Source organism: Rhodophyticola sp. (assembly GCF_965284195.1).
GTDB lineage: Bacteria > Pseudomonadota > Alphaproteobacteria > Rhodobacterales > Rhodobacteraceae > Rhodophyticola.
Map to the genome: position 1 here is coordinate 1 of NZ_CBDIRM010000002.1, position 12,667 is coordinate 12,667.

Annotated in this window: 12 protein-coding genes and 4 pseudogenes; 13 read left to right on the forward strand and 3 right to left on the reverse strand. The window is 62.1% G+C overall.

Annotated features, from left to right (window positions below):
• A pseudogene (locus ACQ651_RS20180) lies at positions 1–451 on the forward strand (hypothetical protein); the annotation flags it as partial.
• 124 nt (positions 452–575) lie between these two features.
• Here the strand turns inward: ACQ651_RS20180 and ACQ651_RS20185 are convergent.
• Positions 576–908 carry a type II toxin-antitoxin system RelE/ParE family toxin gene (locus tag ACQ651_RS20185; protein WP_430450361.1) on the reverse strand — a complete coding sequence of 111 codons (333 nt, stop codon included), beginning with the start codon at positions 906–908 and terminating at the stop codon, positions 576–578.
• Entirely contained in the window at positions 908–1,183 is a 276-nt protein-coding gene (locus ACQ651_RS20190; protein WP_430450362.1) for a hypothetical protein, read from the reverse strand. Before ACQ651_RS20190 ends, ACQ651_RS20185 begins: the two co-directional genes overlap by 1 nt.
• 636 nt (positions 1,184–1,819) lie before the next feature.
• On the opposite strand from ACQ651_RS20190, the pseudogene ACQ651_RS20195 reads away from it, so the two are divergent.
• The 12 genes and pseudogenes from ACQ651_RS20195 to ACQ651_RS20250 all read left to right on the forward strand — a co-directional run bounded on the left by ACQ651_RS20195 (position 1,820) and on the right by ACQ651_RS20250 (position 12,253).
• A pseudogene (locus ACQ651_RS20195) lies at positions 1,820–2,750 on the forward strand (DUF2493 domain-containing protein).
• 397 nt (positions 2,751–3,147) lie between these two features.
• The gene (locus ACQ651_RS20200) at positions 3,148–3,576 is read left to right on the forward strand and encodes a GSU2403 family nucleotidyltransferase fold protein (RefSeq protein ID WP_430450363.1); all 429 of its coding nucleotides are present in this window, start codon (positions 3,148–3,150) and stop codon (positions 3,574–3,576) included.
• Positions 3,577–3,610: 34 nt separating this feature from the next.
• Positions 3,611–3,799 (forward strand): GSU2403 family nucleotidyltransferase fold protein, encoded by a 189-nt coding sequence (locus ACQ651_RS20205; protein ID WP_430450532.1) that lies wholly within the window; start codon positions 3,611–3,613, stop codon positions 3,797–3,799.
• Positions 3,771–4,163 carry a GSU2403 family nucleotidyltransferase fold protein gene (locus tag ACQ651_RS20210; RefSeq protein WP_430450364.1) on the forward strand — a complete coding sequence of 131 codons (393 nt, stop codon included), beginning with the start codon at positions 3,771–3,773 and terminating at the stop codon, positions 4,161–4,163. The genes ACQ651_RS20205 and ACQ651_RS20210 overlap by 29 nt, the downstream gene beginning before the upstream one ends.
• Positions 4,164–5,742: 1,579 nt before the next feature.
• Positions 5,743–5,943 (forward strand): annotated as a pseudogene (locus ACQ651_RS20215) (hypothetical protein); the annotation flags it as partial.
• Positions 5,944–6,252: 309 nt separating this feature from the next.
• The gene (locus ACQ651_RS20220) at positions 6,253–6,846 is read left to right on the forward strand and encodes a helix-turn-helix domain-containing protein (protein WP_430450365.1); all 594 of its coding nucleotides are present in this window, start codon (positions 6,253–6,255) and stop codon (positions 6,844–6,846) included.
• Entirely contained in the window at positions 6,833–7,579 is a 747-nt protein-coding gene (locus ACQ651_RS20225) for a relaxase/mobilization nuclease domain-containing protein (RefSeq protein WP_430450366.1), read from the forward strand. Before ACQ651_RS20220 ends, ACQ651_RS20225 begins: the two co-directional genes overlap by 14 nt.
• A complete protein-coding gene (locus tag ACQ651_RS20230) occupies positions 7,543–8,118 on the forward strand; it encodes a hypothetical protein (RefSeq protein WP_430450367.1) in 576 nt (191 codons plus the stop codon). Before ACQ651_RS20225 ends, ACQ651_RS20230 begins: the two co-directional genes overlap by 37 nt.
• Positions 8,119–8,128: 10 nt before the next feature.
• A complete protein-coding gene (locus ACQ651_RS20235) occupies positions 8,129–9,529 on the forward strand; it encodes a hypothetical protein (RefSeq protein ID WP_430450368.1) in 1,401 nt (466 codons plus the stop codon).
• Positions 9,529–11,548: pseudogene (locus tag ACQ651_RS20240) on the forward strand (type IV secretory system conjugative DNA transfer family protein). Before ACQ651_RS20235 ends, ACQ651_RS20240 begins: the two are co-directional and overlap by 1 nt.
• A gap of 152 nt (positions 11,549–11,700) precedes the next feature.
• Positions 11,701–11,946: a type II toxin-antitoxin system ParD family antitoxin gene (locus ACQ651_RS20245; protein ID WP_430450369.1), complete on the forward strand. Its 246-nt coding sequence runs from the start codon at positions 11,701–11,703 to the stop codon at positions 11,944–11,946.
• The gene (locus tag ACQ651_RS20250; RefSeq protein WP_430450370.1) at positions 11,933–12,253 is read left to right on the forward strand and encodes a type II toxin-antitoxin system RelE/ParE family toxin; all 321 of its coding nucleotides are present in this window, start codon (positions 11,933–11,935) and stop codon (positions 12,251–12,253) included. The genes ACQ651_RS20245 and ACQ651_RS20250 overlap by 14 nt, the downstream gene beginning before the upstream one ends.
• A gap of 33 nt (positions 12,254–12,286) precedes the next feature.
• On the opposite strand, the gene ACQ651_RS20255 is transcribed toward ACQ651_RS20250, so the two are convergent.
• On the reverse strand, positions 12,287–12,643 hold the full coding sequence (locus ACQ651_RS20255; RefSeq protein WP_430450371.1) for a hypothetical protein: 357 nt from the start codon (positions 12,641–12,643) through the stop codon (positions 12,287–12,289).
• Positions 12,644–12,667 lie beyond the last annotated feature (24 nt).

Here is a 12,667-nt window from a genome sequence, read left to right on the forward strand (position 1 = left end):
TTTCGATTGGCCAGGGGCAGGCAAGGAAGAGATGTTCCGCTACCAGAAGGTCGTCAATGAACAGGATTTTGCTCCGCTGGAGGTCGTGCATTTCCTCCTCCTTTCTTTGCGGCTTGGGCGTCACGTCAAGGGTACGTTCCGGCTGACCAAGCGCGGCGCAGAGCTCCTGCATTCGTCTGGGCGATTGTTTGCAGAGTTGATTACTTACTACGTGCTCCGCGTCGATCATGCGTCCTACGCCCGTTTTGACGACCGTCCATTCGGGAAATGGGATGTGTGGATGAACGTGATGAATGTCGAGGCGGATCATGGCACGACCGAGGCCGCCCTTTTTGAGACCTTCTACGGTGAACCAGAGGAGCACACTGCAGGCTGGCGCGAGATGGCGAGCGTTTACCTCTTTTGTTTTGCGGCCCCTCGACTGGGCGGGTTTGATCTTGCTGATACGTGACGCGCACGCCGAGGCGCGCGTCTGCCATGTGGTCAAGACCCTGATCTCGTGCTGATCGCCCCCGGCTGACCGCTTGGCCGCTGTCAGGCCGAGATCTTTTCCGAAGCCGAGACCTGCAGCTGGCCTATTCAGTGAAGGATCGTCGTGCTGAGGCCCGCTTCATCCAATCGCGCCCGCCAAAGGCGACGAGAGCGAGATATATCTGAGAAGCGTTTAAATTCGGTTTGAATACGATGGTCAGTCGGTGGCCTGCACCGCCATGGCGCACGAGCCATCCGTTCAGCTTGCCGCTGAGCCGAGCTCCGGATGTCGGGTTTGCGGCAATTTCTTGAATAAGGGCATCGACTTCATCCAGGCGTCGGGCCGCTGCGGCAACGTCACCGTCGGTCACCTCGATAATGTGGTCAACGATACCGATGAGGTCCCGTTCGAAGAACGGATGCCTGACAAAACGCATCAGGTCTTTCGGGCCGTTGCGGCAAGATGCGCCCGAGCGCCTGCAGTGACCTCAGAGGCTTGGCCAACGGGGTCCCATTGATCGAGAGGCAGAGACAGGCGACGCTCCAATTCTGCCTCAAGCAAAGTACGTTCACGGTCACGCTCCGCCTTGGCTTTTGCCAGCTCACCGGAAACTGCCGCGCTCACATTTGGGTACTCTCCAGCTTCGACCAGTTCCTTGGCAAAGGCATAGGCCGCGTCGGTGAAACTGACAGATTGCTTTTGAACGCTCATAGTACCTCCTCCGGTGCTCCAACAGACTACTATCAGCAGTCTCCCTCTACAATAACTGTCAGAGGCTGGCAGCGCGGACGTATCCGAAAGCCGATTTCTTCGCCCTCTCCCGCGCGGCTGCCAAGTCGCAGGGGAGAACGGCCCTTCGGTCCGTCGCGCATTCGGCCATGCGGCCTCACCGCGGCGTCGCACCCGGCATCCCGGTTTGCCCGCCTCGCGAGCACGTCCCTCCCCGGCCGCTCCGCCGGATTGCGCTCTGGTCTGTTTTGGCCAGAGGCCAAAACGATCCCGCCGCTTCATCCGTCTCCCGCGTCCGGTCGGGCCGTTTGCCTGCTCTTGTCGGGCAAACCTACCGTCAAAACACACACACATGAGTGCGGAAGCATATCCTCCGGATGGCCCCCAAATCAGCCCGCGTCAAGGATCGCAAAACTTTTCGGCGAGGGCGGAGCCTGTGGCGAGGGGCAGTCCTGTGCGTGAGGCCGCGCATGTGTTGGGTGCTGCGCGTGGAAAACTTTTGCGCCCGGCAAGCCGGCGGCTGCGCCGTCCCTGACCCGGGCAGATTCGGAAACCAGGCATTCGGCCATGCCCCCACACTCACGTGGTGGCTCCACAACCGAACACCGGAGACCAGACATGGCTTACGACACCGCAAACACCTACGAGACCATCGAGCTTTTCGGGCTGACCGAGAAGGACGCGCAGCTCCCGATCCCCGAGGATCACATCCTGACTGACCGCATTATCCGCGAGAGCTTCGAGGCTTTGCTCGGGCCGCTGCGCGGGACCGGGCTGAAGCGGAAATCGAACCGCTGGCCCATGGGCTCGGCGACGATCCTGCAGCGCCGCAAGGTGGCGCTCGGCAAGGAAGGTCGACCGCACCGCCGACAAGATCGGCGCGCTGGCAAAATCCCACGACGGATCGGAGATCGCCGAGACGGCGCTCGAAGAGGCGCAGGCGCGCATTCTGCAGCTGCGCGAGATTACCGGCGCCATCGAGGTGATGAGCGAGGCGGCGGCGGAATGCTACGAGATCGAGACGGGCCACGCCTTCATCCCGGCAGCAGGATCGCGCGCGAGCGTCCGGGCGCAGGAGACCGGGGCGGTCTTCGAGGCGCGGCAGCTCCTGGAGCAGCACGACCGCGAGACGGCTGCGAAGTCGAAAGTCGAGGGGGTGCCCCTGATCGTCTCAGGCGCCACCGACTGGACCGATGTCGATGTGATCTTCAACACGCTCGACAAGGTTCGCGAACGGATCAAGCAGAACCGCAACCAGGAGATCTTCCTCTGCCACAAGGGTGGCAAGCATGGGGCCGAGATGATCGCGGCCCGGTGGGCCCGAGCCCGCGGTGTCGCGCAGGCGCGCTTCGATCCGCGCTGGTCCGCACATGGGCGAGCCGCACCGTTCAAATGCAACGACGAGATGCTGGACGACAAGTTCGCGGCGACGGGGGTTGTACTCTTCGGCGGCAACGGGGTCGCGCTGAACCTTGGGCAGAAGGCGGAAGCGAAAGGTCTGACAGTCATGCGGGTTGCGGCTCCGGCGAAGAAGGCCGTGGAGGATTGAAGAGAGGGGGTCGCGCTTGGCGCGGCCCTTTCGTCATGTCTCAAGGGCGGTGTCGCTGCTGTATCGCGCAACGCTGATCAAGAGACGTGGCAGCGGGGGCCTGGCCTTTGCGTTTCCTGGTGCCCGGTTTCGGGGTGGTTTTGAAGGGGTCGGTCGCACATCCTGGAAGCTCAGTTTCCGTCTTGCCTGGCAGTTTCCTGTTTTGATAGGCATAAGCGTGCCAAGCAAAAGATGAAAATGATAGGCATGGCCCCCCTCAGCGGTATCGCGATGAGCGCCTACACCGATCTGGTGCGACTCCTGAAGGATGACGCCTTGTCCGGTGTGGAGGGCAAGCCAACGCTCAAGGAGCGCGGCGAAGGCCTATTGGTACGCGGCCCGCCGCGTCGGAATCGAGATGCGGTTCATTTATATCGGAGAAGACAGCGACGAGACACGCGCGCGCATCGACCGGATCGAAGAGCTGCGCGCAACGGCCAAGGAGCGGCAGGCCGAGCGCTCGCGGCTGGTCCGGCTTTTGCGCGCCGAAGGCATGACGCCCACCGACCGGGCGACCGGCTCGATCCTCTCCGCCATGGCCGCTGTCGGCACCTTCCGCCTGGGCGGCACTATTGTCGGGACATATGCGTTCCGGCTCTATGAAGGCGAGCTTGGCATCCGCCTGCCTCTTGGCGGCATGGCCAACACCGGCGATATCGACATCGCGCAGTTCGAGAAGCTCAGCGTCGCCTTGCAGGATCAGGTCGATCCGGGTCTGGCCGAAACCTTTTCGGCGCTGAAGTTCGATCCCGTGCCCGGGCGCGACAAGGGCCGGACCTGGCGATAGGGCGCAGGGCGGCAGTGGCCAGCTGGTCGAGTTCCTGACACCCGCTTTCGGGGATGAGACCGTCCGGGATCTGCCCGCCCTCGGGGTGGGCGCGCAAGCGCTCAACTACCTCAACTTCCTGATTGCCGAACCGATCCCTGCGGCGGCCCTCTATCGGTCCGGCGTTCTGGTGCAGGTGCCGCGCCCGGAGCGCTTTGCTGTCCTACAAGCTGATCATCGCTGACCGGCGACGCGACGGGGCAGGCAGCCTCAAATCCGCAAAGGATCGGGAGCAGGCGGCCTTCCTGATCGAGGCGATGGCCGAGGACCGCCCGGATGATCTTGCCCGGGCCCTTGCCACTGCGTTGGAGGTCGGCCCGCGTTGGCGAGGGCACATTGGAAATTCGCTGGAAGCGCATGCCGGAGACGAAGATGATCCTCGAGAGCCTGGGCGCGTGATCGCCAAGGTGGCATCGGCTGCCGTGCTGGGTGTCTCCAAGAGACCTCTTATGGCATTATTGACCAGACCGACGCCGGGTTGTGTCTGTGACCCGAGGCTCTTGCCAGCGCCCCATTCCCGTCGGAATGGCTTCGGATTGTCGCAATAGTGCAGCTTGCCAAGGGCATCGCAATCATGATTCCGAGATACTCGATATGCGTGTGGCTTGGCCCGGGACCAGCGGCGTCTCGGCTCTTGTCCCAGAGCCATAAATGACATTTGTTGCGAAGCACAACACAAGGACAGTTTTTCTAGTCAATGCCCTTTTCTCCGGAACGCACCAAAGAAATTCAATCGCGCATTGATGCGCGTTTGCGGTCTGGGCAGGCAAACGATTGGGAAGTGTCGTTTCTCACAAACATGGCTGAACGGTTTACGCGGTACGGGACAGAGACGCGTCTGAGCAAAGCTCAGTATGCCAGCCTGCACAAAATCCTGAAACTGGAGCGGGAAGAACCAGCCCAGGCAAACTCAGCTGCCGACAACAGCACCTCTAGAACAGCACCAAAGCGCAGTTCCAGATCTGTTCAGGCGAGACCCCGTCCTATCTCCTTGCCCCGCGTGATCACTGCGCCTCGGCGTGCCGCGCGCAAGGCTCAACGCCAAATCATGGTGCCGTTGGTTATCGCTGTCGCGCTCTTCGCGTTGGTTGGATCATTGTTTGAGCCATCAAAGTCACGATCCACACCCTACAGCCCGTCAGCGGTTCCCGCATCGCAAACGACAAAAACCGCTTACGTCTATGTGACAGGGACACGTGTCAATCAACGTGCTGGGCCGTCTACCTCGAATGCTGTGATGGGCGCATTGAGCGAAGGGACACGCGTCGAAAGCTTCGCGATGAGGGGCAGTGGACCCAAATTCGGTCCAACTGGAACGGGCTGGATGTCTTCCAGTTTCCTGTCGCCGGTCTCGCCAACTGCAGAGCGACCCGCTTCCCAGGACCGGTTGCTTCGAGCCAGCGATGTACGGATCATTGATGGTGATACGATTGATATTCGAGGCCTGCCAGCGAACGTGCGTCTCGTCGGGTTCAACGCGCCTGAGACATGGAGACCGTCCTGCACTGCGGAGCGTCAGGTCGGGGAACGCGCAACAGCGCGTCTCGGTCAATTGGTGCAGGGTGCGGCGTCAATTGAGTTTGAGCGCGTGGCCTGTTCCTGTCGGCCCGGGACAGAAGGCACGGATCAGTGCAATTTCGGGCGACTCTGTGGCTCGTTGTTTGTCGACGGTCGGGACGTGGGCAGCATGCTCATTGCTGAAGGTTTGGCCGTGCCATACCGATGTGGCCGCACCAGCTGTCCCCCACGCCCTCAATACTGGTGCCGATAACAGGGGTGCCCACCCGACACAGACGACGGATCTTCGCTCGCGGCTGAAAGCTGACCTGCCATGTGCTGAGCGCGAAGGATTGTTTTCCAGACGCGTTGGACCAGAACGAACCAAGCCGATCTCAGATCGGGGTCAACGGGTTTGGTGACGACTTCAAAGTGGCGGCGCAAATTTGGGCCCCTCCTTCGCTGATAGATGCGGATCGCACGGGGTCGGCCCGTCCGTGCCCTCCGCTTCGTTCGGCAAGCGCAAATACGGCTTCCACGGCGGGGCCGCGGACCCTCCGCATTTGCGCTTGCGACCGGGCCTCTTGCCCCCGTGCTGTGAGATCCCCATCGCAAAAAGGAGAGACACAAATGACCAACCACTACGTCGCCACCGTCCCCGTCAAGTTCACCGACAATGACGGCCAGGAACGCACCCGCTTCCAACGCGTGGGTGCCATGTTCCGCAACACCCGCAACGGGGATGGCTCGGAGTTCTTCAGCCTCAAGCTCGACTTCCCCGTCGCGGTCTCGGAGCTGGTGATGTTCCCGCCGAGCTCAAGGGAACCTAGAGTACATCCTCTCACGAGGATGGGCGCGCAAAGCGCGGCCCTGTCCCTGTTCCAGGGACGCCGCCACCGGCAGGGGCGGTCGCCACCGGCGACCGCCCTTGGTGCCGGTCGATGCGTATTCAGGGACGATCGCCGACCGGAGGATCAGGTCGCGACAGGGCCGCGTCCCTGCGGGCCGCGGGGGAAGCGGACACCAAGGCTGCCTGAGACTGGGCGCGACGTTAGCATATTATTGACATCTCGGTATAGTATCGTAAGGTAGGGGCAGCCTTGGTGGAAGGTGGCAGGAAATAGGGGTCTTTTCTTCCGCATGTCTCGAACAAAGCGCCTGACAGAGATCGAAAAGATGCAGATCGTCCGCGAGGCCGCGGACGGTGTGTCGACGTCTGACTTGGCAGAGCGCTTCGGGGTGACGGCGCGGGCCGTCCGCTACGTCTTGAAAGCCGATGCCGAGCGCCAGGCAGATGCGGCCATTCCGGTTTCCGCCGTCAGTGTGAAGGTGACGGTCGCGGAGCTTGCAGCCCTCGACGCGGTCCTTGCGACAGCCGGAATCGAGAGCCGTGCCGACGGGCTGCGGCGGCTGATCCAGGCGGCAGGCGGGGTGTTCGTTCCGGACGCGCAGTTAGCGGCGGAGATGGCGCGCTACCGCGCGTCTCTGCACGAGGTCGGCAATGGAGTCGTGCAGATCGCCAAGCAGATGACGCTGGCCAACCGGCAAGGGCAGGAGCCTGGGCAGGGGGCTGGTTCGGAGTTCACGGAACTACGTCTTGCGCAAATGCGTGGGCTGGCGCGGTTCATTCTGGATTCCGCTGACGAGATTGACTTGGCGATCCGGCGCCGTCGCGACGCGATGCAGCTCGAGGCCACGGCCGTGCTGAGGGAGTTTGCCCATGCGGCTGAATGATGCCGTTGACGCCGTCACGGGCGAGGTCTTCCGGGATGGCTGGAGCCGGATCCGAGGCTCGATGCAGGGGCTGCACGTGGCCAAGCAGACCCAGCTTGTGCGTGCGGCAGCAGGGCACCGGCCTGCGGTCTTCAAGGCGATCCGCAGCGGCGGTACGCATGCCAAATCACAGCTGGCAAACCAGCTCGAGTACCTCACAACCAAGTCCACCCATATCGTGGACAGCAGTGGGTTTCTGGATGGCAAGGCGAAGCTCGAGGCGGGCGAGATCAAGGATCTCACCGCGCGCTTTGCCAAGCGGTGGGATGCGGGCTTCAAGCCCAAGCTTGGCCAGACCACCCATCTGCTCATGTCCTTCCCCATGGGCACACGCGGCGAGGATGTGCGCGACATCGCAACGGACGTGGCCGAGCGGTTCTTCCAGACCGACGAAGGGCATTTTGACTATATCATCGCGGTGCATGAGGACCGCGATCACCTGCATGCGCATCTGGTGCTGAACCGCCGGTCTCAGGAGGGGAGTTCTTCTTTCTGGGGCGCAACCATCGGTTCAACTACGACGATTTCCGCCTCGCCATGGTGGAGGAGGCGGAGAAGTACGGTGTGCGCCTGGAAGCCACGCGGCGGGTGGACCGCGGGGTCGTGCATTACCCGGCCCGAACCCGCGAGGTTTATGCCGCGAAGGAGGAGGGCAGGGTGCCCGCCGTCCGGGAGCGCGTGGGGCAGGACCTGACCCGGACGCTGGCGGAGATCGCCAACACCAGAACCATCTACCATTCGCTTGCCGCGGAAGCTTCGCGCGAGGCCCGCGAGGATATTGCCGCGGCGCTGTTCCGCGCGGGCGAGGTGCTGGCGCATGGCGGGCAGGTGGAGCGAACAGGAGATGTGTATATGGCCGAGGATCAAAGCTTCGAGGATCTGAGAAGCCTCTATGCGGAAAAGCTCGCGCGGGTGCAGGGCATGATCGCCGAGAAGCCGGATGCCGAACGGCCCGCGCTGGAGAAAAGCCTCATCGCGATCCAGGCGCAGGTGCAGCACATGCAGCCTCTTGGATTGCGATCATCTACGCTGTCAGAGGCCCCCTCGGAGGGCGGGATCTATTCCGAGGCCAATATCGACCCCAGCCAGCTTGAGCGTCTGGCCGAGCCCGGCCTGAGATCGCGCATCGACACCGCGCTGCGGGGCACGGGGATCAGCACAGCGGAAGTGGTGGCCCGGATCGAGACGGGGCGCCTCAAATGCAGCGCTCGAGCATCAATGGATCGCCGATGATCTTGCCAAGGTGGCCGAGGCGCGGGATCTCAATCTCGAACGCCGCGCCGATCTGGAACAGGCGCGCGACATTCTCAACGATGTCCATGTGGACCTCGGCACGCTTCTGGAACGGGAACAGGTGCTACGCCGGGATGGGGTCATGGAAGCGGAAACGGTCACGGAGCGTTTCCATTATCAGCGCGACGCGGTCCGGGCGATGGAGGGGACAATCCGTCAGGAGATGCGCGCGGAGGGTCTGACAGCGCAGCAGATCGAGGATCGGGACTGGGAGGTTGTCTCGCGGGCGGAGCGCCGGATCGAGACGGAGCAGCGCACGTATCTCGAGGCACACCCGGATCTGCTCGCACGCCCTGGCGATGTGATCGACCGGTCTGAGCCCTACCGCGAAACCATCACCGACGCAGCCCAGGCCGATGAGATTGCCCGCGAAGTCGACCGGATCATGGACGGGCGCGATGTCCGGACGCCGGTGGCGGAGGCGGTCTCGGAAAGTTTTCGGGACCGGTACCCGGACATGCCCGCGCATCTCGCCCGCGGGCTTGGGGCGACATATGCGGCCGTCGTGGACGCGCGGGACACAGCGGCGATCGATGAGCTGCGGCGTGAGGCGGAAATGGACAGTCGCACTATCGTTGCAGAGATCACGCGAGGCGTTACTGATCAGTTCGACAGGGCGCCGAGTGAGTTCGCGCGCTTCGAACGTGTTGTCGTTGAGCGTGATCTTCTGGCGAATGACCGCCCGCACGAGGGGAGCGGCGTTGATCTGAGTTCGGCTGTTCAAGACTTGCACGATGATCTCAAATCGGGGCGGCTGGATCGGGTCACGGCGCAACGGGCAGAGGTTCTGATCCAGGATACAATCGTTCAGCACGGCGATCGCATGTCCCGCGATGTTGAACGTGACTATTTGGAGAGAGCCGCCGCCCGTGACACCGCTCTTCTGACGGGCAGCGACGGCGACAGGACCCTCACAGAGCTTGAGTATGAAAACATCAAATCGGAGCGGGAGGGGCTGGGTACCCTCATGCGGGAGTATGCCCCGGCTTCTGAACGCGAGCGCATTGGCGCCGATGAGATCCGCCGCGTCATCAACCATGAACGCGCGGCTAATTGGTCGTCGCCATTCGAGGATGCTGAGCAGCGCGCCAGCTATCGCGAGGCAATCGAGCGAGACTTGGATGAGGCCCGGATCGACAGGTTGCGCGATGGCGACGTCGATGTCCTGAAAGACCAGATCGAAGACCGGCTCGACCGGCTCTACGCGGCAAAGCACTACTTGCAATCCGCCGCCACCACGGCGAACAGCGACGCGACGCGTGCCGTGGTCGAGGAGATCGCCGATCGGGAATACGAGCTGCACCGGGCTGACCTCACCGATGGCGAGACCGAACGCGGGGAGACCCACTGATGGGACCGCTCGCACCGGCAAAGCTCGCCTTCGGGGTCCTGTCGGTCGCGCTTGTGGCGGTGGCCATGGGCTACGTGATCGCCTCGGCCGTTCTGACCTTCCAGGATGTCGGCTTCCAGGCCGAGATCGACTTTTTCTATATCGCGCGCAACTACCTTTCGATCCGGACGTACCGGCCCGAGGACTTCCGCCTGATTAACCTCATCATGGGCGGTGCAGGGGTGGCGGGGCTTCTGATGAGCCTCGCGATGTCCGGATCGGCTCTTACGCGGTTTGGTCAGACCCACTGGCAGACCCGGCGTGAATTGAAGCGCAACGGATTCTTCGGCAGCCCCGGCACCGGTTTCATCATCGGCAAGCTGGGCAAGCCCGGACTCGCGGGCGCCATTCCTCTCCTCGACGGATCTTCCCGCATGCGCTGATCGTCGCGCCCACCAGGCGCGGCAAGACCACGGGGTTCGTGATCCCGAACCTTCTGACCTGGCAGGGGTCAGCGGTCGTGCTTGATGTGAAGGGCGAGTGCTACGAGGCGACCTCCCGCCATCGCGCATCCCAAGGCGACCGCGTCTACCGTTTCGCGCCGACCGACTGGGAAGGCCAGCGCACGCATCGCTACAACCCGCTCCTGCGCATTTTTGAACTGAAGGACCCTGCCCGCCAGCAAATGGAGCTGCAGCTTCTGGCGACGCTGTTCCTGCAGAGCGACAACGACCGTGTGCAGGGCCTCCTGAAAGGTGGCATCGATCTCTTCGTTGCGGCGGGGCTTCTGGCGTTCCAGCGCCGCCGTCCCACGCTAGGCGAGATCTACCGGATCTCCGCCTCGGGCGGGAACAAGCAGAAGGAATATCTCGCCCGGGCGCATGAGGTCGACAACCGGGCGGCCAAGTTGATCTTCATCCGGCTTGCCTCGACGAACAATGACACGCTGACCTCTTATGTCTCGCTTCTTATGACCTCCGGCCTCGATCAGTGGCAGAACCCGGCGATCGACGAGGCGACCTCGGTCTCCGACTTTGATTTCCGGACAATCCGTCAGACCCCCTTCAGCGTTTATCTCGTTGTCCAGCCCCTCATGGTGAAGCCCCTGGCACCGCTGATCCGGCTCTTCTTCTCCGATCTCCTCTCCGCCATGCAGGAAAAGGACCCCGGGCCGAATGAGCCCTGGCCCGTGATGATCATGCTCGATGAGTTCAATCGCTTGGGCAAGATGCCCATCGTGGTCGAGAGTATCGAGACCCTGCGCACCTATCGCGGCCACCTGGCCGTGGTCACGCAAACCATCCCCGCCCTCGATGAAATCTACGGGGAGAACACGCGTCGCGCCCTACAGGGCAACGCGGGCGTGAAGCTTTACCTCACGCCCTCGGATGAGAAGACCGTCGAGGAGCTGAGCAAGGCGGTCGGCAAGACCACGAAGACCGTCGTCACGCGCTCGCAGTCCATCGGCAAGAACCCCTTTGAAGGGCGCAGCCAGTCCACACGGACCGAAGAAAGTTCGCTGTTGCCCGAAGATGAAGCCCGCCGCCTGCCGCTTGATGAGATCGTCATGGTCATAGATGCGCAAATGCCTGTCCGCGCAAAGCGGATCCAGTATTTCGACGATTGGCTGCTCAAGGCGATCCATGATGCGCAGTCGGGGGAACTGCCGTTTCCGGAGCCGGGGGAGGAGGGTCGCAGGGAAATCTGCCACTGAGTGTTCAGGCGATGCCGATGGCGCCTCGGTCAACGGGAGGAACTGAAAAAGAAGCCGAGCCTGAAAACGCGGATCATGCGCGGAGTGAGGCGAAACAGTCGCCGACGCGAGCCGACGGCTCGCCGAAGACGGCCGCGGCCGTGGTGCAGGCGGTTGTCGCCGAGGAACAGCGCCAGATGGAGATGGATTTTGAAGGGTCGCTGCCTGTAGATGGTCTGGCAAAGACGGAAGATGACGCCCAGGTGCGGGCTGCATTGGATAGCCTAGATGATTTGCAGTCTACGATGACCAAAAGGTTGGAAGGTGCGCATGTGGAGCAATCATAGGCCTGTCGTGCAGCGAGCTTCACAACGAAAAATTCCATTTTTAGATTGTATGCCGCAGGCAAGATGCACTCAGAATGATGGCAATTTTTGCCATATATTATGACATGAAATGCCATATTATGATATGTGGATCAAATGAAGGAGGATGACCCATGGCGACGATGAATGTTTCTCTTCCCGATCCAATGAAGACGTGGATTGAAACGCGCCTGAAAGATGGGAACTTCAGCAACACAAGCGACTATGTGCGCCACCTCATTCGCCGCGATCAGGAACGCGCGCAGGCGATCGAGGCTTTGCAGAAAGCCATCGACGAGGGTGTACAGAGCGGGGAGCCAGAGTCGTTCGATTTCAAGGCCTTCAAAGCACGCATGCGGGAGCGATATGCCCGCACGTGATCTGACGGCGTATCGGCTGACGCCTGCGGCACAAGGCGACTTGGCAGATATCTGGCTGTACACTTTGCAGCAGTGGTCGATCGAACAAGCTGATCGTTACGCGGACATTCTGGAAGACACCTTTGACAGGTTGCTGTTCATGCCGGAAATGGCGCGTGACCGCACTGAGTTCGATCCGCCTGTTCGTATCCATCCAAGTGCGGACCATCTGATCCTTTATCGGATCGACCGAGATCATCTGGTGATCTTGCGGGTGCTGGGAGCAGGGCAGGATTGGCAAGCAATCCTGAGGGCTGCTGATCAGTAGCTGGGTGCATTATGTGTGGTACTTGAGGAATCATCACCGTCGCCCCAACCGCCCAAGTCTTGCTAGCTGCGCCAGCATTTGAGCGCCTGTTCCAGACGATCCTGCCCCGCCTTGAGGACCGCCCGACCCCATGCCTTGCCGCACTGGCATCTGCTGCACGCCGAAGAACTGCCGCGCCCTGAGGGCTGCGTATTCTGCTCCACTGGCACCGCCGGTCAGGTAGCGTTTGTAGGCTTGCTGGCTGCCCATGGAGGCGCGGGCGAATCTGTAGCTGCCGCCGAGGCCCCCGGAGAGCGCCGGCATCATGATGTTGCCGGAGATTGCGCGGACGATGAACGGGGTCGCGATTATGAACCCCTTGGCCATGAGCACCATGATGAAGAAGGGCATGAGCGCGCCAATGTTGGACGCGCC

Bases quoted from the DNA above. Each gene is read 5' to 3' on its own strand.
- ACQ651_RS20185 (WP_430450361.1), bottom strand. From the start codon at position 908: ATGCGTTTTGTCAGGCATCCGTTCTTCGAACGGGACCTCATCGGTATC.
- ACQ651_RS20190 (WP_430450362.1), bottom strand. From the start codon at position 1,183: ATGAGCGTTCAAAAGCAATCTGTCAGTTTCACCGACGCGGCCTATGCC.
- ACQ651_RS20200 (WP_430450363.1), top strand. From the start codon at position 3,148: ATGCGGTTCATTTATATCGGAGAAGACAGCGACGAGACACGCGCGCGC.
- ACQ651_RS20220 (WP_430450365.1), top strand. From the start codon at position 6,253: ATGTCTCGAACAAAGCGCCTGACAGAGATCGAAAAGATGCAGATCGTC.
- ACQ651_RS20225 (WP_430450366.1), top strand. From the start codon at position 6,833: ATGCGGCTGAATGATGCCGTTGACGCCGTCACGGGCGAGGTCTTCCGG.
- ACQ651_RS20245 (WP_430450369.1), top strand. From the start codon at position 11,701: ATGGCGACGATGAATGTTTCTCTTCCCGATCCAATGAAGACGTGGATT.
- ACQ651_RS20250 (WP_430450370.1), top strand. From the start codon at position 11,933: ATGCCCGCACGTGATCTGACGGCGTATCGGCTGACGCCTGCGGCACAA.
- ACQ651_RS20255 (WP_430450371.1), bottom strand. From the start codon at position 12,643: ATGCCCTTCTTCATCATGGTGCTCATGGCCAAGGGGTTCATAATCGCG.